At 59.3% G+C, this 22,068-nt stretch carries 18 protein-coding genes; 8 read left to right on the top strand and 10 right to left on the bottom strand.

Translation table 11 applies throughout. The features are described from left to right. The first annotated feature begins 45 nt into the window (after nucleotides 1-45). Complete coding sequence (locus ACO06L_RS12580) at nucleotides 46-672, top strand: hypothetical protein (protein ID WP_202346076.1); 627 nt, start codon at nucleotides 46-48, stop codon at nucleotides 670-672. A 7-nt stretch (nucleotides 673-679) separates the two neighbouring features. On the opposite strand, the gene arsJ is transcribed toward ACO06L_RS12580, so the two are convergent. The 3 genes from arsJ to ACO06L_RS12595 are packed head-to-tail and all read right to left on the bottom strand — an operon-like array spanning nucleotide 680 to nucleotide 3,689. Further along, nucleotides 680-1,873: an organoarsenical effux MFS transporter ArsJ gene (gene arsJ / locus ACO06L_RS12585; protein ID WP_202346077.1), complete on the bottom strand. Its 1,194-nt coding sequence runs from the start codon at nucleotides 1,871-1,873 to the stop codon at nucleotides 680-682. Between the two features lies 1 nt (nucleotide 1,874). Continuing rightward, nucleotides 1,875-2,879, bottom strand: coding sequence for an ArsJ-associated glyceraldehyde-3-phosphate dehydrogenase (locus tag ACO06L_RS12590; RefSeq protein WP_202346078.1), 1,005 nt, complete (start codon nucleotides 2,877-2,879; stop codon nucleotides 1,875-1,877). Between the two features lie 45 nt (nucleotides 2,880-2,924). Then, nucleotides 2,925-3,689: a metalloregulator ArsR/SmtB family transcription factor gene (locus tag ACO06L_RS12595; protein WP_064229707.1), complete on the bottom strand. Its 765-nt coding sequence runs from the start codon at nucleotides 3,687-3,689 to the stop codon at nucleotides 2,925-2,927. A 90-nt stretch (nucleotides 3,690-3,779) separates the two neighbouring features. On the opposite strand from ACO06L_RS12595, the gene arsH reads away from it, so the two are divergent. The 3 genes from arsH to ACO06L_RS12610 all read left to right on the top strand — a co-directional run bounded on the left by arsH (nucleotide 3,780) and on the right by ACO06L_RS12610 (nucleotide 6,510). After that, nucleotides 3,780-4,502, top strand: coding sequence for an arsenical resistance protein ArsH (gene arsH / locus ACO06L_RS12600; protein ID WP_202346079.1), 723 nt, complete (start codon nucleotides 3,780-3,782; stop codon nucleotides 4,500-4,502). 10 nt (nucleotides 4,503-4,512) lie between these two features. Next, nucleotides 4,513-5,583 carry an ACR3 family arsenite efflux transporter gene (arsB, locus tag ACO06L_RS12605; protein ID WP_064229705.1) on the top strand — a complete coding sequence of 357 codons (1,071 nt, stop codon included), beginning with the start codon at nucleotides 4,513-4,515 and terminating at the stop codon, nucleotides 5,581-5,583. 129 nt (nucleotides 5,584-5,712) lie between these two features. Continuing rightward, the gene (locus tag ACO06L_RS12610; protein ID WP_202346080.1) at nucleotides 5,713-6,510 is read left to right on the top strand and encodes an undecaprenyl-diphosphate phosphatase; all 798 of its coding nucleotides are present in this window, start codon (nucleotides 5,713-5,715) and stop codon (nucleotides 6,508-6,510) included. 154 nt (nucleotides 6,511-6,664) lie between these two features. Here ACO06L_RS12610 and uvrD read toward each other — a convergent pair whose 3' ends face one another. Next, nucleotides 6,665-8,830 carry a DNA helicase II gene (gene uvrD, locus ACO06L_RS12615; protein ID WP_202346081.1) on the bottom strand — a complete coding sequence of 722 codons (2,166 nt, stop codon included), beginning with the start codon at nucleotides 8,828-8,830 and terminating at the stop codon, nucleotides 6,665-6,667. Between the two features lie 306 nt (nucleotides 8,831-9,136). Beyond that, the gene (locus ACO06L_RS12620; protein WP_202346082.1) at nucleotides 9,137-10,588 is read right to left on the bottom strand and encodes an NAD-dependent succinate-semialdehyde dehydrogenase; all 1,452 of its coding nucleotides are present in this window, start codon (nucleotides 10,586-10,588) and stop codon (nucleotides 9,137-9,139) included. 186 nt (nucleotides 10,589-10,774) lie between these two features. Here ACO06L_RS12620 and ACO06L_RS12625 point away from each other — a divergent pair, with 186 nt between their 5' ends. After that, nucleotides 10,775-11,788 carry a histone deacetylase family protein gene (locus ACO06L_RS12625; RefSeq protein ID WP_064229696.1) on the top strand — a complete coding sequence of 338 codons (1,014 nt, stop codon included), beginning with the start codon at nucleotides 10,775-10,777 and terminating at the stop codon, nucleotides 11,786-11,788. A gap of 4 nt (nucleotides 11,789-11,792) precedes the next feature. Here the strand turns inward: ACO06L_RS12625 and thiI are convergent, their stop codons facing one another. Beyond that, a complete protein-coding gene (gene thiI, locus ACO06L_RS12630) occupies nucleotides 11,793-13,247 on the bottom strand; it encodes a tRNA uracil 4-sulfurtransferase ThiI (protein ID WP_202346083.1) in 1,455 nt (484 codons plus the stop codon). Between the two features lie 110 nt (nucleotides 13,248-13,357). Here thiI and ppnN point away from each other — a divergent pair, with 110 nt between their 5' ends. Next, nucleotides 13,358-14,740 (top strand): nucleotide 5'-monophosphate nucleosidase PpnN, encoded by a 1,383-nt coding sequence (gene ppnN / locus ACO06L_RS12635; protein ID WP_064229694.1) that lies wholly within the window; start codon nucleotides 13,358-13,360, stop codon nucleotides 14,738-14,740. Nucleotides 14,741-14,764: 24 nt separating this feature from the next. Here ppnN and ACO06L_RS12640 read toward each other — a convergent pair whose 3' ends face one another. Continuing rightward, nucleotides 14,765-15,100, bottom strand: a complete 336-nt coding sequence (locus ACO06L_RS12640) for a c-type cytochrome (RefSeq protein WP_053113218.1) — start codon at nucleotides 15,098-15,100, stop codon at nucleotides 14,765-14,767. Between the two features lie 219 nt (nucleotides 15,101-15,319). Here ACO06L_RS12640 and ACO06L_RS12645 point away from each other — a divergent pair, with 219 nt between their 5' ends. After that, a complete protein-coding gene (locus ACO06L_RS12645) occupies nucleotides 15,320-16,423 on the top strand; it encodes an enoyl-CoA hydratase/isomerase family protein (RefSeq protein WP_202346084.1) in 1,104 nt (367 codons plus the stop codon). A gap of 10 nt (nucleotides 16,424-16,433) precedes the next feature. Here ACO06L_RS12645 and ACO06L_RS12650 read toward each other — a convergent pair whose 3' ends face one another. The 3 genes from ACO06L_RS12650 to ACO06L_RS12660 form a co-directional block, all read right to left on the bottom strand. Next, nucleotides 16,434-16,931, bottom strand: coding sequence for an ankyrin repeat domain-containing protein (locus ACO06L_RS12650; RefSeq protein ID WP_202346085.1), 498 nt, complete (start codon nucleotides 16,929-16,931; stop codon nucleotides 16,434-16,436). A gap of 80 nt (nucleotides 16,932-17,011) precedes the next feature. Further along, nucleotides 17,012-19,171 carry a tRNA(Met) cytidine acetyltransferase TmcA gene (locus tag ACO06L_RS12655; RefSeq protein ID WP_202346086.1) on the bottom strand — a complete coding sequence of 720 codons (2,160 nt, stop codon included), beginning with the start codon at nucleotides 19,169-19,171 and terminating at the stop codon, nucleotides 17,012-17,014. After that, entirely contained in the window at nucleotides 19,171-19,548 is a 378-nt protein-coding gene (locus ACO06L_RS12660) for a DUF2237 family protein (protein WP_064229690.1), read from the bottom strand. The genes ACO06L_RS12655 and ACO06L_RS12660 overlap by 1 nt, the downstream gene beginning before the upstream one ends. A gap of 190 nt (nucleotides 19,549-19,738) precedes the next feature. Here ACO06L_RS12660 and ACO06L_RS12665 point away from each other — a divergent pair, with 190 nt between their 5' ends. Beyond that, the gene (locus ACO06L_RS12665) at nucleotides 19,739-22,060 is read left to right on the top strand and encodes an ATP-dependent helicase (RefSeq protein WP_202346087.1); all 2,322 of its coding nucleotides are present in this window, start codon (nucleotides 19,739-19,741) and stop codon (nucleotides 22,058-22,060) included. The last annotated feature ends 8 nt before the right edge of the window (nucleotides 22,061-22,068 follow it).

Here is a 22,068-nt window from a genome sequence, read left to right on the forward strand (position 1 = left end):
TTGCACACTGCCCTGCCAACGACCAGCCACACAGGCCGCGGATGTATGAAGCTTCGATCCCTTTTCACGTTCACACTGACATCGGCACTGATCGCCGCTCCGGTAGCAGCGGAGGTCAGCCTGGCACCGTTTGCAGGGTATCGAATGAGCAGTTCGGTGGATATCGAGACCGCCGGCGCCAGCACCTCAGACCAGATCGACTTCCGGGATTCCGCAAGCCAGGGGCTGGTGTTCAATTTTGATCTGGCGGAGCCCGGCAAACAGGGAGAACTCTATTTCGGGCGGCAGAGCACCTCGGCCAGACTGGACAATGGCCTGTTCGCACCGGGCGTGGAGTCCATCGACCTGACGATCTACCAGCTCCAGTTCGGCGGGCTGTATTTCCCGGGCGGGCAGAACCACGGCGGGTTTGTCTCTGGTGTGTTCGGGGTTACCCGGCTGGAACCGGACGATTCGAGATACGAAACCCACCACCGGGCCGCCCTGTCTCTGGGTGGTGGCTATCAGTTTTTTCTGACGGAACAACTGCGCCTGAGGCTGGATCTACGCGGCGTCTACACCGCCCTGAACTCGGGAGGTTCCGCGTTCTGCTCTGGCGGCTGCGAACTCAGATTCGACAGCAGCGGCTATCTGCAGGTGGAAGCCGCCGCAGGGCTGGCCATTCGGTTCTGAGCTCCGCTCAGGCTGTCACTGGCCGCCGCTCGGGCAACATCAGGGACAGCAGCGCAGCCGTGACCACCAGTCCGGACGATATCCACAAACAGGCCTCCAGGCCATAAGCCTGATAGACCCAGCCGGACAGAATGGTGCCCAGCAAACGCCCGGCAGCGTTCGACATGTAATAGAAACCCACATCCAGCGACACGCCATCCCCACGGGCGTAGCTAACGATGAGATAGCTGTGCAGGGACGAGTTGACGGCAAACAGCACGCCAAACAACAGCAGACCACCAACAATCACGAACTGGGGCGACCAGCCCGCCGTCAGGCCAATGGCAATCGCTGCCGGAATCAGCGCCAGCGCTGCCGCCCAGAGCACAGCAGGCTGTTTGCCTTCCATGTTGCCGGTGATGCGCGGGGCAATGGTCTGGATAAAGCCATAGCCGATAATCCAGGTGGCCATAAAACCGCCCACTTTCCAGAAGTCCCAGCCAAACACCGTGTGAAGGTAGACCGGTAAGGCCACCACAAACCAGACATCCCGGGCTCCGAACAGAAACATCCGCGCCGCCGAAAGCACATTGATGGCACGGCTTTTTGAGAGAATCTCGCTGAATTTCGGTTTGGCCTTGCTCTTGCCCAGGTCCTGCCCGAGCAGAAACAGGCTGGCCAGCCAGACCAGTCCCAGTGCCACTGCCATGATGATGACTGCGCCCTTAAAGCCGGCTGCCATCAGCAACACACCGCCAAGGAAGAATCCCACACCCTTGAGGGTGTTCTTGGAGCCGGTGAGAATCGCCACCCACTTGTAGAGGGTGCCCTGCTGCTCGTCCGGCACCAGCAACTTGATGCCGCTCTTGGCGGACATCTTGTTCAGATCCTTGGCAATCCCTGAGAGCGCCTGTGCCGCCATAACCCAGGGTACCGTGAGCATCGCCGCCGGCACCGCCAGCATTCCCAGCGCCACAATCTGCAGGAACAGCCCGATGTTCATGGTGCGGTTCAGGCCCATGCGGGCGCCCAGGTAACCGCCAACCAGGTTGGTCACCACCCCGAAGAACTCATAGAAGATGAACAACAGGGCGATTTCCAGCGGCGAGTAGCCCAACTGGTGGAAGTGCAGCACCACCAGCATCCGCAGGGCCCCATCCGTAAGGGTAAAGGCCCAGTAGTTGCCGGTGATCACCAGGTACTGTCGGATGGCGGCGGTCATATCAGGCAGAGCCCACCCTGCGCGCCAGTTCCGCGGTGCGGTTGGCGTAGCCCCATTCGTTGTCGTACCAGGCGTAGATTTTCACCTGGGTGCCGTTGACCACCATGGTGGACAGGGCATCGACGATGGACGAACGCGGGTCGGTCTTGTAGTCAATGGACACCAGTGGGCGCTCTTCGTAGCCCAGAATACCGTTCAGTTCACCCTCGGCAGCCTCTTTCAACAGCTGGTTTACGGTGTCCCTGTCGGTAGCCGATTCCACTTCAAACACGCAATCGGTCAGCGACGCGTTGGTGAGCGGCACTCGCACAGCGTGGCCATCCAGGCGCCCTTTCAGTTCCGGGAATATTTCGATAATCGCCGTTGCTGAACCGGTGCTGGTGGGGATCAGTGAACTGCCGCAGGCCCTCGCCCGGCGCAGATCCTTGTGGGGCGCATCGATAATGGTCTGGGTGTTGGTCAGGCTGTGAATGGTGGTGATGGAGCCGTGCTTGATGCCCAGCTTCTCATGAATCACCTTCACCACCGGTGCCAGACAGTTGGTGGTGCAGGAGGCGGCGGTCACAATGCGGTCGGTGGCCGGGTCGAAAATATCATCGTTCACACCAACCACAATGTTCTTGGCGCCCGCCTCCTTCACCGGTGCCGTGACCACGACCCGTTTTACGCCCTGATCGAGGTACGCCTGCAAGGCACTGACCTTCTTGTTCACACCGCTGGCCTCGATCACCAGATCACAGCCGGACCAGTCGGTTTCACCGATGGTTTTGTTATGAGTCACCCGGATACGCTGGCCCTCGATGACGATATCTGTTCCGTCCGTAGTGGCTTCCTGGCTCCAGCGACCATGGATGCTGTCAAAGTTGAGCAGGTGGGCCAGTGTGGCGGCATCGGCACCCGGGTCGTTGATCGCGACAAACTCCATATCCGGCCAGCCCCAGGCGGCCCGCAGGGCCAGACGACCGATTCGGCCAAATCCATTAATGCCTACTTTGATCTTGCTCATGGTGTGCTCCTGATGAAACTGTTCAAACACTAAACCGCGCGAGGATTACAGGCATTGGACAGACGGTCGGTCTGCCATGGCCTGCAATCGTGCAAGCGGGTTCTCTATCAATCGGTCGTTATGGCTGGCGGTTTCATCCAGCACCCGGCCCAGCCACTGAGGAATGCCCGGGTTCAGGGAATAATAGATCCACTGGCCCCGACGCTCCGTGGCCAGCAGGCCGGCATCCCGCAAGGTTGCCAGATGCCGGCTGACTTTTGGCTGGGGCGCTTCAAAGGCTTCCGTGAGCTCGCAGACACAGAGTTGGTCCTGGCTGCGGATAAGTAACAGCGCCGCAAGTCGGAAATCGTCGGCCAGTGCCTTGAACACCGTGACCGGGTCATAGCTGGCGGGTTTCGCTCCGGTTTCTTTCTGGTGCACTAGCGCGAACAGCGCAATGCGCTCTTTGATTTCCTTGAGAGTGAGGGCAAAGGTGGAATGGCGGTTTGCCGGCACCGGATCGGCAAAATCCCAGGCAATCTGCTGGGCAGGCTGACAGACCGTACCGCACTCGTTCGCGGCTTTCTCGCACAGGGTGATCACATAATCCCAGTACTGCCCCTGCACATCGGCCAATTGCTTACTATGCAATCCTTCAGTGGAAATGCCGGCTTCCTCAAGCACCTGCAGTGCCATGGGGTGGGGCCTGGTTGGCTCGGTACCGGCGCTGGCTACTTCAAACCGGTCTCCGGCCATGTCCCGGAGCAAGGCTTCTGCCATCAGGGAACGGGCACTGTTGGCGGTACAGACGAACAAAACGCGGCGCTTCATATCCCAGATTCCGTATATTCGATTTCATGCATATCTGTTTTTGTGCATAATAGATCCAACATCTCCACGAGTAAAGGAATCCGGCAAAAAATGAGCACCCAGGATCAGGACCTCCCCAACGTCGACCCGGAATTGTTCAACGCTCCAACAACGGGCCAGCTCTTCAAGGCAAAGCCGTCATCACATCCGCCACGGATTCTGTTGCTGTATGGCTCGCTGCGTGAACGCTCGTTCAGCCGACTGGCCGTTGAAGAGGCTACCCGATTGCTCGAAGCTATGGGCGCCGAAACCCGGGTATTTAATCCACGGGGGCTGCCTTTGGCCGATGCAGAAGATGCCTCTCACCCCAAGGTGCAGGAATTGCGGGATCTGGCCCAGTGGTCTGAAGGCATGGTGTGGTGTTCACCAGAGCGTCACGGCGCCATGACCGGCATCATGAAAACCCAGATTGACTGGATTCCCCTTTCCATTGGCGGCATGCGTCCCACCCAGGGCAAGACCCTGGCCGTAATGCAGGTCTGTGGCGGCTCCCAGTCCTTCAATGCCGTCAATCAGCTACGGGTACTGGGTCGCTGGATGCGGATGGTGACCATCCCCAACCAGTCCTCGGTGCCCAAGGCGTTTATGGAGTTTGACGATAACGACCGCATGAAACCCTCACCCTATTACAATCGCATCGTCGATGTGATGGAGGAACTGGTGAAATTCACTCTGCTGATCCGGGACCGGAGCGACTACTTGACCGACCGGTATTCAGAGCGGGTGGAAAGTGCCGAAGAAGTCTCCAAACGCGTCAACCAGCGGTCCATGTGAGGGAAAGGCAATGAGCAGCAATAACGAAATCACCCAGGCGGAAGGCTCCGGCGAAGGCATGGACCTGTTCGGCAGGTACCTGTCGGTGTGGGTGGCTCTGGCCATCATTGCCGGCGTCGCGCTGGGCCAGTTCGCGCCCGTAGTGCCCGAGACTCTGTCCCGCTTCGAATACGCGCAGGTCTCCATCCCCATCGCCATTCTGATCTGGGCGATGATTTTCCCGATGATGGCGCAAATTGATTTCAGTGCGGTGGTCGGTGTACGGAAAGAACCGAAAGGCCTGGCGATCACGACCATCGTCAACTGGCTGATCAAGCCCTTCACCATGTTTGCCATTGCCTGGTTTTTTCTGATGGTGGTGTTCGAGCCATGGATCGCGCCGGGACTGGCCAGCGAGTACCTGGCCGGGGCGATCCTGTTGGGTGCAGCGCCCTGCACCGCCATGGTGTTCGTGTGGAGTTTCCTGACCAAAGGCGATGCCGCCTACACTCTGGTGCAGGTATCCCTGAACGACATCATCATGCTGTTTGCCTTCGCGCCGATTGTTGTTTTCCTGCTGGGCATTTCCGACATCCAGGTGCCCTGGGATACCGTGCTGCTGTCGGTCGTCCTGTATATCGTGATTCCGCTAACAGCCGGCTACCTGACCCGCCGGGCCCTGATTTCGCGCCACGGTCAGCAGTGGTACGACGATGTCTTTATGAAGCGGCTCAGCCCGGTCACCCCGGCGGCGCTGATCGTCACTCTGGTGCTGCTGTTCGCCTTCCAGGGCGAGGTAATCCTGAACAATCCCCTGCATATCGTGCTGATTGCCGTGCCGCTGATTGTTCAGACCTTCCTGATTTTCTTCCTGGCCTACGGCTGGGCGAGGCTGTGGAAAGTACGCCACTGTATCGCAGCGCCTGGCGCCATGATTGGCGCCAGCAACTTCTTCGAACTGGCCGTGGCCGCGGCCATCGCACTGTTCGGCCTGCAATCCGGCGCAGCGCTGGCCACAGTTGTTGGTGTGCTGGTGGAAGTACCGCTCATGCTGATGCTGGTCAAAATAGCCAATCGCACCCGGGACCGGTTTCCGGCATAAGCCGCAGAGGCCAGCGCCAGACTTCGGGTCATGGCGCTGGCTTCACTCGCACTACCTGTTCAGCTCACCGCCACCCTGCTAATATCGCGCCCACATTTCTGACGCACCGAATCTGACGGAATCCACGCAATGGACGTTTTCCAGGCCCTTTTCCTTGGCCTTCTCCAGGGACTGACCGAATTCCTGCCCATCTCCAGCTCCGCCCACCTGATCCTGACCCCGGCATTGTTTGGCTGGACCGATCAGGGCGTGGGTTTCGACCTGTCGGTGCACGTGGGAACCTTACTGGCAGTTGTGCTCTATTTTCGACGGGATGTCTTTGGCATCGCCCGGGACGGACTGATCTCCATTGGCCAGCGCAAAATCGTCGGCCAGGGCGCCCTGGCCTGGTACCTGGTGATCGGCACCATCCCTGCCGGCCTGGCCGGCCTGGCACTGCTGGATATGATCGACAACGAACTGCGGGCGGTGGAAGTCATCTTCTTCACGACCCTGTTCTTCGGCTTGCTTTTGGGTCTGGCCGACTGGCTCCCAAAACGCCAGCGCACCCTCGACAAACTGAACTGGAAAGACGCCGTCCTGGTCGGCATCGCCCAGGCCATGGCCCTGGTCCCCGGCACCTCCCGCTCCGGCGTTACCATCACCGCCGGCCTGTTCCTGGGCATGACCCGCGAAACCGCCTCCAGATTCTCTTTTCTGCTGGCAATTCCCATCATCGTGCTGGCATCTGCGGTAAAACTGCTGGAAGTGGCAACTTCGGATGTAATCGTCGACTGGAGTGGTTTTCTGATTGGCGGGGTTACTTCGTTCCTGATGGCTATTACAGCGATTCACTTCTTCCTGAAGTGGCTGAACAAGGTGGGGATGTGGCCGTATGTGATTTACAGGATTGTTCTGGCAGGTGTGATCTACGCGGTTCTGATGTAAAAGCGGCTAGCAAATGGTCTGAAGCGCAGGTCGGGTAAGGGTTTCCAAAACTGTGCGGAGCCATGGATGGCGGAGCCCAAGCGCCACAGGGATGTGCCGCAAGGAGCGTGTTTTGGAAACCCTTACCCGACCTGTGCAACCTCCAAAGTGGAAATCAGCAGGCCTCCAAAGGCGCATAAGCCAGAACCAGCCACTTGGCGCCCTCATCAAAGTTCACCTGCACCCGAGTATGGTGCCCGCTGCCCTCCGAATTCATCACGATACCCTCGCCAAACTTGGGATGACGCACCCGCTGACCCAGGCTGAAACCGGATTGCTGGGCCGAATCCTGGCTGAACATGCTCTCATTCGGACGCGCCACCATAGCGGGACGGGTCACTGTGTTGCGCAGCCGCACTTCCTGCAGACAGTCACCCGGAATCTCCCGCACAAACCGCGACAACGCATTGAACTTTTCCTGACCGTACAAACGCCGGGATTCGGCGTAAGTAAGCACCAGCTTTTGCATGGCCCGGGTGATGCCCACGTAGGCCAGACGGCGCTCCTCTTCCATACGGCCAGGCTCTTCCAGAGACATGCCGTGGGGGAACAGCCCCTCTTCCACGCCCGCCAGGAACACCAGAGGAAACTCCAGACCCTTGGCGGAGTGCAGGGTCATTAACTGAACGCTGTCTTCATGGGCTTCGGCCTGGGATTCGCCGGCATCCAGGGCGGCCTGGGCGATGAATTCCGACAGCGGATCAACACCATCCTCCACCTCATAATCAGACAGCGCATTGACCAGTTCCTCGAGGTTCTCCACCCGGGCTTGGCCTTTTTCACCTTTCTCACTGGCGTGATAGTCCTTCAGCCCGCTGTTTTCGATGGTCTGCTTCATCAGGCCATGCAACGAAGCATCGCCCACCATGTCGGAGAGGCCTTCGATAATGGCAATGAAAGACTGCAGCCCGGTTTTGGCCCGGCCTTTCACCTGCCCGGCTTCCAGCAGACGCTCGGCGGATTCCCACAATGAGATACTCTGCTCGGTCGCGAATTCCCGAAGCTCCGCCAGGCTCTTGGCGCCAATGCCACGGGGCGGTACGTTCACCACCCGCTCAAACGCTGCATCGTCTCGGCGATACTGCACCAGCCTCAAGTACGCCAGGGCGTTGCGGATTTCCTGACGATCATAGAAGCGCAGGCCGCCGTATACCCGGTAGGGAATGCCCTGGCGCATCAGCGCCTCTTCCAGCACCCGGGACTGGGCGTTGGAGCGGTAGAGAATCGCCGATTCACTGCGCAGGTTGCCGTCCTGCACCCAGGCAGAAATGCTGTCGGCGATGTAGTTGGCTTCGTCCTGTTCGTTAAACGCCGCGTAGAGGCTGATCGGTTCACCTTCCGGGCCGTCGGTCCAGAGCTCCTTGCCCAGCCGGCCCTGATTGTTTGCGATCACCGCGTTGGCCGCCTTCAGGATCATCTGGGTGGAGCGGTAGTTCTGCTCCAGTCGCACCAACCGGGCATTGGGAAAATCCCGCTGGTACTGCTGAATATTCTCGATCTTGGCGCCCCGCCAGCCGTAAATGGACTGGTCGTCATCACCGACCACCGTCAACGGCACCCGGTTGCTGGCCAGCACCTGCAGCCAGGCGTATTGAATGGTATTAGTGTCCTGGAACTCGTCCACCAGGATATGCTGGAACCGGCTCTGGTAATGGGCCAGCAGCTCCGGGCGATGCAGCCACAGTTCATGGGATCGCAGCAACAGCTCGCCAAAATCCACCAGACCGCCCTGCTGGCAGAGCTTCTCGTACTGGCGATAGATCTTCAGCATGATCGACAGGAAATGGTCGCCCGGATTCTCCTGGATGTGATCCGCTCGCAGCCCTTCGTCCTTCTGACTACTGATAAACCACTGGGCCTGCTTCGGCGGCCACTTGCTCTCATCAATCTGGTTTTCCCGCATCACCCGCTTGATCAGCCGCAGCTGGTCGTCGCTGTCCAGCACCTGGAAGTTTTCTGGCAGGCCGGCGTCTTTCCAGTGGGAACGCAGTAGCCGGTGAGCGATGCCATGAAAGGTACCGAACCAGAGACCACGGGCAGGAATGTCCATCATCTGCTCAATGCGGTATCGCATCTCCTTGGCGGCCTTGTTGGTAAAGGTCACCGCCAGGATTCCAGTGGGCGGCACCCGATCCACGGTCATCAACCAGGCGATCCGATGCACCAAAACGCGGGTTTTGCCACTTCCGGCGCCGGCCAGAACCAAAAGGTGATCGTTCTGAGCGGTAACAGCTTCACGCTGGGCATCGTTCAACGGATCGATGATGTGGGAGACGTCCATAAAGAATCGGTTCGCTACTGGTTAAATAAACAGGTTAACGAGTATAACAGGAGAAAAGCAGGATTTCCGGATGGGAGTTTTTCTGGTTGCGCGTCGGATTACGCGTTGCTAATCCGACCTACGTAATGCCGAATCTAATGATTCGAGAAGCCCTCTCCCCATGTCAGAGAGAGCGCGGGGGAGGTTCCCCTTCAGGACTGTCTGTGGCCATGGATGGCCACAGCCAAGCGCACATGGATGTGCTCGTAGCGTGTCCTGAAGGGGAACCTCCCCCGTGCGACACCCCCAGAGATGAGGGCTTTTCTTTTAGAAGCCTCTTGGTACAGTCTGCGCCTCCACAAACTCGAACAGACCTTCCAGGCCGCCTTCACGGCCAATGCCGGACGCCTTCATACCACCAAACGGCGCTTCCGGTGTCGGGCCGGTGCCGGTGTTCCAGCCACAGTGGCCGAAGCGAAGGCCGGCAGCCACGCGCTGGGCGCGTTCGGCATCGTTGGTGAACACGTAGGAGGCCAGGCCGAACTCGGTGTCGTTACCGGCTTCAATGACTTCCTCTTCCGTGCGGAACAGGGCCATGGGTACCAGCGGGCCGAAGGTTTCTTCCTGGTAGCAGCACATCTCCCGGTTAACACCGTGTACCACCGTGGGCGGGAAGAACAAATCGTTGCCCAGCTCTTCCGGCTTCTTGCCCGCGACCAGGGTGGCGCCTTTTTCAAGGGCGTCCTGTACGTGGCGTTTAACCTTGTCGTAGCCAGCCTGGTTGATCAGCGGGCCAAGATCCACGTCGCCATTGATGCCGTCACCGACGGTCATTTTGTTGACCCGCTCGGCAAGCTTCTCACCGAAGGCATCGGCCACTTTCTCATGCACGAAAATCCGGTTGGCACAGACACAGGTCTGGCCGCCACCACGGAATTTGTTGGCGATGAGGTTGTCTGCCGCAGCGTCCAGATCGGCATCGTCGAAGACGATGAACGGCGCGTTGCCGCCCAATTCAAGGGCCAGTTTCTTGACCTGATCCGCGGTGTCGACGATCAGCTTACGGCCCACTTCGGTGGAACCGGTGAAGCTGAGCATGGGTACGTCCGGGCTCTCGCAGAGAACCTTGCCAATCACGCTGGCCTTACCCATCACAAGGTTAACCATGCCATCCGGGATATCGGTGTGTTTGTCCATCAGGCTGAACAGGGCAATCATGGTCAGCGGGGTTTCGCTGGCCGGTTTGATCACCGAGGGGCAGCCTGCCGCCAGCGCAGCAGAGAGCTTCTTGGCAATCATGCCAATGGGGAAGTTCCAGGGCGTGATCAGGCCAGTGACACCAATAGGCCGGTAGTGGACGGTCCAGGTGCAGTCCTTTGGCTTCTCAGGGATAGTGTGGGCATCCAGTGCCTGAATATGCTTGGAGCAGTAATCGAAGAACCCGGCGGCATAATCCACTTCACCCTGGGCTTCCTGCAGCGGTTTACCATGTTCCATGCACAGGATACGGCCCACTTCTTCCTTGTTGGCCTTGAGCGCATCCCGGATGTCTTCCAGCCACTTGCGGCGGGTCTCGATGCTGTAGGGACTGGTCAGTCGCAGTGCCGACTTGCCGGAGGCAACGGCGGCGTTCACTTCGTCTTCCGACATGGATGCGACCTGGGCGATCACCTTGCCCGTTGCCGGGTTGTAAACATCGAAGGTGTTGCCATGCTCATTGTCAGTCCAGCGACCACCGATATAGCCGGTCAGCTTTTCCAGCAGGGGTGACTCGATCATCTCGGCTCCTCTTCTGTGATTGGCTCCGCCCCCGTGTGGGGCGCAGTCCAGGTAATCTGGTTGCGTCAGTGTTTTATGTCTTTCATAGTGGATGTTGTATCCCGACCTGTAAAGTCAAGGGCAGGCTTTTGATCATCGCCTGAGTGTGCCTATACTCGGGGGATCAGACACCCAGGAGACCGGACAATGAAGGCATTTTTCCATCACGCACAGGATGAGCACATTCCACAGACGTACTTTACCCGGGGACAGATGCGCCAGCCCCAGGAGATTCCTGCCCGCACTGGTGAAATGCTGGGCGGACTCAAGGAAATGGGTATCTCCGTGCTGCAGCCTGCGGACCAGGGTGCTGGCCCGATCTCGAAAGTTCACGATCTGGGTTACCTGCGTTTTCTGGAATCTGCGCATCGGCGCTGGAAACAGATGGACGACTGGGGCGATGAGGTCATCTCGAATATCTTTGTCCGTTCCCCCAATCACCTGACTGGCATTCTCGCCGAGGCGGCCCGCTATCAGGCCGATGGCAGCTGTCCGATAGGCGAACACACCTGGCATGCCGCCTACTGGTCTGCCCAAAGCGCGCTGGGCGCAGCTGATGCACTGATCGCCGGCGACAGAACGTCGTACGCCGTGTGCCGTCCGCCAGGGCACCATGCCCGCCGGGATGCCGCCGGAGGTTTCTGTTACCTGAACAATGCCGCCATTGCCGCCGAGCACATGAAAGCCCGGTTCCCCAGGATCGTGATTCTGGATACCGACATGCACCATGGTCAGGGCATCCAGGAAATCTTCTACGATCGAAGCGATGTGCTCTATATTTCAATCCACGGCGACCCCACCAACTTCTACCCGGTAGTCACTGGCTTTGAGAACGAGCGTGGCGAAGGGGAAGGCTTTGGCTACAACATCAATCTGCCGATGCCCCACGGCTCAACGGAAGACGATTTCTTCGCGAAACTGGATGAAGCCCTGGCGGCCATCAAGCTTTACCAGCCGGATGCCCTGATCCTCGCCCTCGGTTTCGATATCTACAAGAACGATCCACAGGCCAAGGTGTCAGTCTCTTCAGAAGGGTTCTGCAGGCTCAGCACCCACGTGCGCCAGCTGGGACTGCCAACGCTGGTGGTGCAGGAAGGCGGGTATGATCTGGACGCCCTGAGCGAGAACGTCCAACAGTTTTTCAAGGGTCTGGCAGGCTGAGGTTTCAGGCGGCGGGCACGTAGACCTTCACGTTTTCGTGCCCCTCGGCCTTCAGATGCCCGGCATGCATCCGGCTCATGGTGCCTCGGTCGCAATACAGCAGGTATTGCCGGTTCGCCGGCAGCTCCGGTAGCTGCTGATTCAGCTCGTAGAACGGGATCTGCAGGATTTCGTTATTGGTCAGCTTCAGCGGTGATTGCTCGCCCTCCGAGGGGTGGCGCACGTCGATGATCACATCATTCACCGATGGCGTTTGCACCAGCTCCACTTCCTCAGGCGTCACGGTCGTCTCCAGCAACCGGTTCACCGGCGTCTCCTCCCGGGCCTGAATCGCGCTGGCAAGCACCGAAGCGTCCAGCAGTGCCTCATCTTCCTCCACGCGGTGCAGTTTGGCTCTGGTGGCCGGCTTCTGGGAGATTACGCCACAGTACTCGGGCATGTTGCGGGCATAGACTTCGGTGCCAATTTCCCGGGCGATGCGGATGATGGATTCCTTGTCCATGGACACCAGAGGTCGCAAGACCACTTCATCACTGGCCCTGTCTACCACGTTGAGGTTGCTCAGGGTCTGACTCGATACCTGGGCCACTGCATCGCCGGTTACTACGCCGACTGCGTTGTTCTTGCGGGCAATCTCGGCAGCCGCCATAAGCATCTGGCGTTTGAGCACCACCCCCCAGTGACGGTGATTCACCGATCGCATGATTTCGGCAACCACGCCCTCGAAGGGTACCGAGATAAACTTGGCGCTGTGGGAAGCGCCATAACGGTCCCAAAGGTAGTGCACCACCTGGCGCACACCCACCTCATGGGCAGTGCCTCCCAGGTTGAAAAACAGAAAATGACTGCGAAGGCCGCGACGCATCATCAGGTAGGCGGCCACGGAGGAATCGTACCCCCCGGAAATCAGAGTCAGCACGTTTTCGACACTGCCCAGCGGATAGCCGCCCAATCCCCGGTGCTTGCGGTGGGCGATGTGGTACTGATCGCCATGGACCTCAATCCGCACTTCAACCTGGGGCGATTTCAGATCAACCCCCCTGGCCTCCGATGCCTGCATCAGGGCGGCGCCCACCGTCCGTTCCAGATCAATGGAGCGGAAGTTGTGCTCACCATGACGACGGGCCCTTACCGCGAAGGTTTTGCCGTTCAACCGGTCAGCGAAAGCTTCAACGGCTTTGTCGGCAACATCTTCGAGGTTGATAAACGGAAACGCCCCGATTTCCTGAATCGTGGAAATGCCCGGTATGCGCAAAAGCGCCTCCAGGGCAGGGCCTGACAGGCCCCGGTTGTCAGGCACCTCTACATCCACCCGATCCCAGCTGCCTTCCACGCGAATTTCAGGATCCAGCCGTGCCAGCAATTTTCGGATGTTCTGCCGCAGGTGACGCATCTGCTGACGACGGACAGGTTTACTCTTGATGGCAACTTCTGGAGCGGGACGAATAAGCAGTTTCATAAATCGGAATTTTGTCGGGTGGCGTATTGTACTGAAAGGCCTTAGTCTACCCTTTTGACTGCGTGCCTCAAAATCGGGCATTTCCGCAACATCCAGGAGTTTCACCGTTAATGCAGGAAACCACCATCAATGCCCTGGTCTCCCCCGAGGGCAGCCTTGAAATTCTCTCCAATCATGAGGTCAACCGCCTCAAGGATCGCAGCGAGGGAGGCCTGTATCGGCTGTTTCGCCAATGTGCCCTGGCGGTTCTGAATACCGGGGTAGAAACCGACGACTGTCAGGCACTGATGGAATCCCATGCTGACTTTGATGTCCGCCTGGTGCCGCAGCCCCGGGGCCTGAAACTGGAACTGATCAATGCGCCCGCACATGCGTTCGTTGATGGACAGATGCTTCGGGCGATCCGTGAGCACCTGTTCTCGGTTCTCAGAGACATCATCTACTCCCATTCTATTCCCCAGTCAGCCGCAGGTTTTCGCCGGGACGACCCGGAAGACCTGACCAATTATGTGTTCCACATCCTGCGCAACGCCCGGGTTCTTCAGGCGGGAAGACAGCCGGATCTGGTGGTCTGCTGGGGTGGCCACTCGATCGGCCATGACGAATACCAGTACAGCAAGGATGTCGGTCATCAACTGGGGCTCAGGGCCCTGAGCATCTGTACCGGGTGTGGTCCGGGGGCAATGAAGGGGCCCATGAAAGGCGCCACCATTGGCCACGCCAAGCAGCGGGTAAAAGACGGCCGCTACATTGGCATCACCGAGCCGGGCATTATTGGTGCGGAGGCCCCCAACCCCATCGTCAATGAACTGGTGATCATGCCGGACATTGAGAAACGCCTGGAAGCCTTCGTCCGCTGTGGTCACGGGGTCATTGTGTTCCCGGGTGGTGTCGGCACCGCTGAGGAAATTCTCTACCTGCTGGGCATCCTGCTGCATCCGGACAATGCCGACTTGCCCTTCCCGGTGGTGTTTACCGGCCGGCAGGAGAACGCGGAATATTTCGAGATGATCGACAAGTTCATCCGGAACGCCCTTGGGGACGAAGCCGCAAGCAAATACGAAATCATCATCGACGATCCGGTGCGCGTGGCCCAGACCATGAAAAAGGGCATGAAAGAGGTTGAGACCTTCCGGCGCGCCATGCAGGACGCCTATTACTTCAACTGGATGCTGAAGATTGACCCGGTGTTCCAGTTACCTTTCGAGCCAAATCACAACAACATGCGGGCGCTGGAACTGCACCGGGACCAACCAGTACACCTGATCGCCGCAAATCTGCGCAAGGCATTCAGTGGCATCGTGGCAGGGAACGTCAAGGAGGGTGGTATACGGCAGGTGCAGGAGAAGGGGCCGTTCGAGATTGCCGGTGATCCCAGCCTGATCAAACCGCTCGAGGCCATGCTTGAACAGTTTGTAGCCCAGAACCGGATGAAACTGCCGGGCTCTTCGGCCTACAGACCGAGCTATCGCATCGTCAGCGGAGCGGCCTGAGCCGCCTCGCTGGCACTGTAGAGCTTACTTGCCGCCGTCTGCGGGAAGACTGGCGTAATAGGCCGCCAGATTGGCGATATCCGTGTCACTCAAGGCAGCAGCCTGACCCTGCATGATCGCGGCTTGGCCACCAGAACGCTGCTTGTTCTTGTACGCCTTCAGGGCCGATACCAGGTACTGCTCATTCTGGCCCGCCAGATTCGGATAGGTCGGGATCTGCGCAAGACCATTCTGGCCGTGGCACGCAGCACAGACCGCCGCCTTGGCCTTGCCAGCTTCGGCATCCGCGGCAGAGACTACTGCAGGTACAGCAGCGCCAAGCGCAAAAATTCCCGCAACAGCGTAGTGTTTCAGATTCATTGTCATTACCCTCTCATCATCGTTTTCAAGATTTTCAGACCGGTTCGGAAGCCGGACAGTAAACTGACTAGCACTTATAGCACAGAGCCGGGGAACCTCAAATGCGATAGGTCAAGGACGTCTTTTCGACGTTCGTCCTCTTTTCTGTTCTGGCTAATAAGGTGAAAGTACGTTCGATTCCGAATCCAAGATTGTTTTAATTCTCCGGAGATATCGTCAATGTCTGTAGAGGCCCAGGAACTTGCCTGTCGCGAAGGCCATATTGGTGTTCTGACGCTGAACTCCCCAGGCACGCTCAACGCACTTTCCGAGCACATGATCGAGCAGATCCAGGAAATCCTTGACCGCTGGGCCGACGATGACCGGATCTGCATCGTGGTGATTCAGGGGGCGGGCGAGAAAGCCTTCTGCGCCGGCGGTGATATCCGGGAACTTTACGATACCATGCTCACCTCCCGGGACCGGGAAGAACCAGCGCGCGTTTTCAACCGCGAATACCGGATGGACTACAGCATTCACCGGTTCCCGAAACCTGTGCTTGGCATTGCCCACGGCGTGGTGATGGGCGGTGGACTTGGCGTATTTGCCGGCTGCCGGTATCGGCTGGTGACACCGGATGTCACCCTGGCAATGCCCGAGATCACCATCGGCCTGTTTCCGGATGTGGGCGCCAGTTGGCTTCTGAAAAGGTTGCCCGGCCGACTCGGCCTGTTCATGGGGTTGACCGGTGCTCGCCTGAACGTAAGCGATGCACTTCGGGTCGGCCTTGCGGACATGGCCATTCTGCCGGAAGACCGGGGCCGTCTGCTGGACCGACTGGCGTCGGAACGCTGGACCGGGCAAACCGCTGCCGACGACAACCGCCTTTTCCGCTTGCTCAATCAGGTTCAGACACCGGATTACCGGGCACTGCCACCCAGCCATCTTGCAAAACACGAACAGCGGATTGCCCGGCTGAGCGCCGGCGATGAACTGCCGGAGATCGTCGATCAGCTGCTCACGGCGGAGGTGGACTGCGACTGGTGGCATGCCTGCATGAACACTTTGAGAACCGGATGCCCCGTGTCGGCCTGGCTGGTCTGGACACAACTACAAAAAGCACAGCAGATGTCCCTGAAGGACGCCTTCCGAATGGAGCTGGCGATGGTCTCGGAATGCATCCGCCGGCCGGACCTGGCCGAGGGCATACGAGCCCTGGCCATCGACAAGGATCGCCAGCCAAAATGGAGTTACCCGGCGATTGCCGATGTACCAGAGGATATCGTTGCGGCCCATTTCATTCCGGAGTGGGATGACGAAACCGATCCGATGGGGCTGGAGTAGCGTTCGGGAACTAGAGTTGCGCGCCCGCCTGCACCAGCAGCATTTCCAGATCCCGGTTATTGGTGGTCCGGGCGATGTCCAGCGCGGTCTGGCCGTCCCTGGCCCGGTAATTCACATCGGCCCCGGCGGCCACCAGCCTTTCTGCGGTCAGCAAATCACCATTGGCCACGATTTTCATCAACAGGGATTCACCCCCCTGGCTGACATTGACGTTGGCACCGGCTGCCACCAATAGCTTCACCACTGACAGATGGCCGTTCTCTGCCGCCCGCATAACGGGGGTATAACCGTTCTGGTCACTGGTATTTACATCCGCACCGGCGGACAACAACAGCTCCACGCGCCGCTTTTCACCACTACCGGCCGCTGTAATCAGAAGTGCATCGGCCTCGGCCAGGGCCTCGGGACTAAGAGCAACCGGTTGGTTCGGGGAAGCGCAGGCAGACAGGAAAGCAAGAAGCGGAAGCAAAATCAGCAAAAAACGGAGGGCGCCGGTTCCCTTGGCCATAGCAAACAGTCTCTGTGAAGGGGTGGAAGAATCACTGGGCCCATTCTGGGCAGGCACCGCTGGAAATTAAATCGAGCGGGTCACAAACCCGGGCCATTTTCCAATAGATCGCGAACCAACTGCCGCAGGTGATCCTCACCTTCTCTTTGCCCCAGGCAAAGTTTCTCTGCCTGAAGCGAGGACCATGAGCGGCCCTGCAGCACGCTACGGCACCACAAGGTCAGCCCGTCCTGATCCCTCAGCCAGGCCATGATACCCGGCGCCTGGCTCAGCTTCCGCAACACTGGCACCATCACCTGAAAGCCCCGGTGGCCGTTGGCGAAATTGCGAAGGTCCCGCAGATCATCAGCATCGAGCGCAGGCCCCGAAGGCAGGTCAGCCGTTATCTCCGCGAGCATTTCCGGTTCCAAACCATGCCAGTTGTCGGGCACCAGGATAAGCCAGTGGCCAGACAGTCGGGTGCGGATACGTCCTTCCATTTCCAGGCCGGGCTGCGAGATGCCTTTGATCATCTGCAACGGATACTCACCACTGGAAGCCTCCTGTTGCAAACCCACCCTGACCACATGAAGACCACAGGCCTGCCAAAACGCCAGTAGCTCGGCGCTGCCACCAAAACTGGTTCCCAGGTAATCAACACCCTGCTCAACGGTGTACGCCCTTGCAGCCTCCACCAGGCTCTGGCCAATACCTGACCGCCTGGCGTCATCTGATACTGCAATGCGGACAACCCGGAGCGCCTTCAGGGCGGCGGCTTCCGGGTAGCCGCTGTGACTGGCCAGAGATTGCGGCAGCAGATGGCCGCGAATGCGACGGGTACCCAGGCTGACCTGTTCAGCCAGCTCAGGCGAAAGCCCACCTTCAAGCGCACACCAGAGTATTCCAACCGTCCGGTCGCCAATCCGCGCCCGCCAGGTCCGGGCGGCCGTGTCGTCCAGCCATTGCCGAAGATCAGCAGGGCTGGTCCGGTAATGGGCATCCACCAGCAAACCAAAGGCGTTCGACAGCGGCTCATCACCGGCGGTTGCCGGCTGCCAGGATTCGATAACCAGCTCCCCGGTCCTGCTTTCGGTTTTGGCGGCTGAACCACTGCCATCCGCGGCCAGAAGAAAGAGCCGGGAGATCAGGGCCTCCAACGGATCACTCCCGGACCAGCGCACCGGCTCGGTCAGCGTTACCGACTGCCAATGGGGCGTTGACTGCTCCAACACCTGTCGGAAGCGAATGGCAAAGCCACGTCCGGCTCCTTCGTAGCCATGGACCGTAGTTGAGAACGCTACCCTGGGCCAGCCCAGCAAAACCGATTTCAGCAGAGGTGCTGGCAGGGCCGCAGCCTCGTCCACCAGAACCACCTCTGCCTCCGGTCGCAAGGCCAGGAGTTCCCGAACAGGAACATACCTCAGGCGCCCGCCCGAGCGGGTTGTCAGCGTCTCGGCGTTCACCTCATCCAGCTGATCTGCCAGAACTTCGCGGGCGTGGCGAAACAGAGCCTCTACATTCTGTTGCGATGGCGCAGTAACAACGATTTCCTGCCTGCCTTTCTCCAGCAATTCCGCCGCCGCCATACCCAGAGCGGCGGACTTGCCCCGGCCCCGGTCTGCCGTGACAACGAGCGGCCGACGTCTCCGGCCAAGGCCAAACCGGACCAGGCGCTGGATCAGTTGTTCCTGATCGCGGGTTGTTCCAATTCGGAAGCTTTGCTCCGGTACGAGGGGCATGGCCGGCAAGGGCGATGTCGCGCTGCCGGTGGATATACGGATCACGGCTTCATGGTCGGCGAGAACGTCGGCCATCCGGGCCGCAAAGGGATGTTCCCCGCCATGGTCCAGGCCGGTTCTGTGGTAATCCGGATCGGCAAACCGGTGCCAGTCATCCAGCGGCGGCATCAACCAGAACAGCAGGCCGCCGGCGGTCAACGCGCCCGAGAGTGCAGCGAAGGCATCCGGTGGGTTTCCCTGCCAGCCGTCCCAGACAATCATGGAGACTTCACGGCCGAGCCATTGTCGGGCCTCGGTGGATACGATCCGGGTCAGGCGGGGATCAGGGCTCCGATCTGCCGGACCGGTCCAGACGCCGGTTTGAAGTTCGAGCTCAGGCAGCAGGCCCGAAAGCCATCTGAGGTTGTTTTCCCGATTGCCCTCCAGCAGAACCAGACGGCGTTCGCCTCTGGCGGCAAGGCTGGCCTGCAGGGCGCGCCACGCCGCCGCGTCCGGCGCAGTTTCGGGTCCGGGATGGCTCATCAGCTAAGGTCGGCACCGTGGGCTTTGAGGTCATCGAGGGCGCACTTTTCCAGGGCCGCCTGGTGGGTGGCACGCAGGCGCACTCGTGGCGCGCTGCCGGCTTCAAACGCTTCCTGCCAGCGGGCGGCGCACAGGCACCAGCTGTCGCCCGGCTTCAGTCCCTCAAAGCCAAATTCGGGCCTGGGGGTGCTGAGGTCGTTGCCCTGGGCTTTGGAGAATTCGAGGAATTCGGCAGTGACTACCGCGCAGACGGCGTGCAGGCCAAAGTCATCGGGGCCTACATTGCAGCAGCCATCGCGGTAGAAGCCGGTAATCGGGTCTTTGCCGCAGGTTTCCAGTTTTTCGCCCAGTACGTTTACTGATTCTGCTATTTCCATTTTTCCAGACCTTCAAGTTTCGGGGGCATTAAGTTGGGATAAGCCTTTCCAAAACACGCTCCTTGCGGCACATCCATGTGGCGCTTGGGCTCCGCCATCCATGGCTCCGCACAGTTTTGGAAAGGCTTATCCCAACTCACTGTCGTACCTGTGAGTTATAGTCCAACGGCCATAATGAGGACTTTCAATTATGCGGCAGCGGTATCCGCTCTACCAGCAGGCCGTTACAATACCGGCCATGCCGACCGAACCCCAAATTTCTGATACCACCAACCTTCCGGATTACCTCACCGATGAACAGCGGGCGATTATTACCGCCGGCTATGAACATTCGGTGATTACCGCCGTGGCAGGCAGTGGCAAGACGTCGACGCTTGCGTGGCGGATTCGGTACCTGCTGGAACAGGGGCATGATCCGGACCGGATGCTGGTGTTGATGTTCAACCGCAGCGCCCGGGTGGATTTCGAGCGCAAGCTGCAGGAGGTGTGTGCTCAGAGTGGGCTGGCGCTGCCGGAGATCCGGACCTATCACGCCATGGGCTTGCGGCTGTACAAACGGTTTGTGCGAGAGGGTTATCTGCCGGGGTTTTCAGACAAGATTCTGACCGAGCAGGAGATCAGTTTTCAGGCCTGGCAGTTAACCCGTCGGCTGGCGCCGGAGGATCTGGCGGATGAGATCCGGCGCAACAAGAAGGATTTTGTCGAGACGGCGACGGGGTTTATTGACCTGGTAAAGACAACGCTGTCGCCGGCGGAGATCGTGTTTGAGGAGTTGGGGTATTCGGACAAGCACAAGTACCTCATTGATCTGTTCCACAGCTTTGAGCAGTGGCGTAAAAGCCAGGGTCGGATCAGTTATGCCGACATGCTGTACGAGCCGGTGATGGCGATTCACCAGAACTCTCCGTTGCAGCGGCTGGTGGGCAACAAGATGGATCTGATTCTGGTTGATGAGTACCAGGACACCAATGAGATCCAGCATCTGCTGTTGCGGTACGTGGCCGGGGACCGGGCCCGGGTGACGGTGGTCGGCGACCCGGACCAGACGATTTATGAGTTCCGGGGCGCGAAGCCCGAGTTTATCCTCAAGCGGTTCAGCGATGAGTTCGAAAGCCCGTTGGAGCAGACCCTCAGTTACACCTTCCGCTACGGCCATCGGGTGGCGTTGCTGGCGAATCATCTGATCTGCCACAACACCGGACGCAAAGATGTACTCTGCCATTCCCACCCTTCCACGCCCGGCACGGAGATCACCCTGCACCGGGCGGAGAGCGATGCCGATACGGTGTTGCAGGTTCTTCAGGGCCAGTCGGAACCGGCTTTGGCAAGGACGGCCATTCTGTTCAGGGTCTGGAGTCAGAGTGTCCCCATCGAGCTGAAATTACTGGCCAGGCAGATTCCCTACCGGATTGATGCCGGCAAGGGTGCCCTGTTCAGCCGGGAGGTGCAGGCGATCACCGCGTTGCTGATGGTGGTGACCGGCAAGCTTGAAAATCTGCCGGACGAGGATCGGCTGGAACTGGCACGACAGTTGTTGCGTTTCCCCCACGTTGGCTTGAAAGAGCCCGAGCTTGAGCAACTGGCGCGGTTCCTGGCCGGGTTTTCCGGCGGCTGGCAAGAGCGGTTGCTGGCCATGGATTTTGACGCCCTGGCACCCATGGCGGCCCGTAAGTTGCGGAAACTGGGCGAGGTGCTTGCTCAACTTCGCAGCTATGGGGGTCCGGTTGCAGGGCTTATCAGTGTCTATGCCGAGCATACCGATCTCTACGAGGGCATCCGCAGCCTGGCCCTGACCCATGAGAGCGCCGAGGAGCGGATTGATACCGTACAGGGCTTTCGGCAATACCTGAAAAGCCTGGATGTCACCGCCGAGGGTGCCCTGGAGCATCTGAAAGCCCTGAAGCAACAGGCGGGCGAAAAGCAGCAGGGGGGCGTTTTGCTCTCGACCATTCATCGCACCAAAGGCCTGGAATGGCCGACCGTGATTATTCCCGGCCTGCAGGAGAAATACCTGCCCTACAGCCCGCGGCCCCAGGACGATGCCCGAGGATTTCTGGAGAGTGAACGGCGGCTGCTCTACGTGGCTATGACGCGAACCCGCCAACAGCTGCACCTGATTACCCGACCCGCCAGCAAGCAACCGCACCTGGACGGCGACCAGGGCCCAAGCAGATTTGTGGAAGAATTCTGCTTCTCCCTGGCCGAGGAGTTCGGGCGCTGGCTGGATGAACGAATCCCGGCCGAGACTTCAATCATCCGCTTGACCGCACCCCTCACGCCGGTCAGCCAGCGCTATGCCGAGCGGGAGAGCGTCACTCTGGAAGGCCAGGCGGCAACATCCGTAAATTCGATGGAACCGCTCTGGCATCAGAAGCGTCTTAGCCACGCGATTTTTGGCCCCGGCTCGGTGGTTTCCGAGGATGAAAGCTCGTTCGAAGTACACTTCGACAACGGCGAGATCCTCAATTTCAGTAAGAAGAGCGCTCACCTGTATTTTTCGGCTCTGGCCTGAAACGACTT

Origin of the sequence: Marinobacter sp., assembly GCF_965229985.1 — a bacterium.
Taxonomy (GTDB): Bacteria; Pseudomonadota; Gammaproteobacteria; order Pseudomonadales; family Oleiphilaceae; genus Marinobacter.

Excerpts from the sequence above, each read along its gene's own strand:
- ACO06L_RS12665 (WP_202346087.1), top strand. The coding sequence starts at position 19,739 with ATGCGGCAGCGGTATCCGCTCTACCAGCAGGCCGTTACAATACCGGCC.
- ACO06L_RS12655 (WP_202346086.1), bottom strand. The coding sequence starts at position 19,171 with ATGAGCCATCCCGGACCCGAAACTGCGCCGGACGCGGCGGCGTGGCGC.
- ACO06L_RS12620 (WP_202346082.1), bottom strand. The coding sequence starts at position 10,588 with ATGATCGAGTCACCCCTGCTGGAAAAGCTGACCGGCTATATCGGTGGT.
- ACO06L_RS12650 (WP_202346085.1), bottom strand. The coding sequence starts at position 16,931 with ATGGCCAAGGGAACCGGCGCCCTCCGTTTTTTGCTGATTTTGCTTCCG.
- arsH (WP_202346079.1), top strand. The coding sequence starts at position 3,780 with ATGAGCACCCAGGATCAGGACCTCCCCAACGTCGACCCGGAATTGTTC.
- arsB (WP_064229705.1), top strand. The coding sequence starts at position 4,513 with ATGAGCAGCAATAACGAAATCACCCAGGCGGAAGGCTCCGGCGAAGGC.
- ACO06L_RS12610 (WP_202346080.1), top strand. The coding sequence starts at position 5,713 with ATGGACGTTTTCCAGGCCCTTTTCCTTGGCCTTCTCCAGGGACTGACC.
- ACO06L_RS12660 (WP_064229690.1), bottom strand. The coding sequence starts at position 19,548 with ATGGAAATAGCAGAATCAGTAAACGTACTGGGCGAAAAACTGGAAACC.
- ppnN (WP_064229694.1), top strand. The coding sequence starts at position 13,358 with ATGCAGGAAACCACCATCAATGCCCTGGTCTCCCCCGAGGGCAGCCTT.
- ACO06L_RS12625 (WP_064229696.1), top strand. The coding sequence starts at position 10,775 with ATGAAGGCATTTTTCCATCACGCACAGGATGAGCACATTCCACAGACG.
- ACO06L_RS12580 (WP_202346076.1), top strand. The coding sequence starts at position 46 with ATGAAGCTTCGATCCCTTTTCACGTTCACACTGACATCGGCACTGATC.
- ACO06L_RS12595 (WP_064229707.1), bottom strand. The coding sequence starts at position 3,689 with ATGAAGCGCCGCGTTTTGTTCGTCTGTACCGCCAACAGTGCCCGTTCC.
- thiI (WP_202346083.1), bottom strand. The coding sequence starts at position 13,247 with ATGAAACTGCTTATTCGTCCCGCTCCAGAAGTTGCCATCAAGAGTAAA.
- ACO06L_RS12640 (WP_053113218.1), bottom strand. The coding sequence starts at position 15,100 with ATGAATCTGAAACACTACGCTGTTGCGGGAATTTTTGCGCTTGGCGCT.
- arsJ (WP_202346077.1), bottom strand. The coding sequence starts at position 1,873 with ATGACCGCCGCCATCCGACAGTACCTGGTGATCACCGGCAACTACTGG.
- uvrD (WP_202346081.1), bottom strand. The coding sequence starts at position 8,830 with ATGGACGTCTCCCACATCATCGATCCGTTGAACGATGCCCAGCGTGAA.
- ACO06L_RS12645 (WP_202346084.1), top strand. The coding sequence starts at position 15,320 with ATGTCTGTAGAGGCCCAGGAACTTGCCTGTCGCGAAGGCCATATTGGT.
- ACO06L_RS12590 (WP_202346078.1), bottom strand. The coding sequence starts at position 2,879 with ATGAGCAAGATCAAAGTAGGCATTAATGGATTTGGCCGAATCGGTCGT.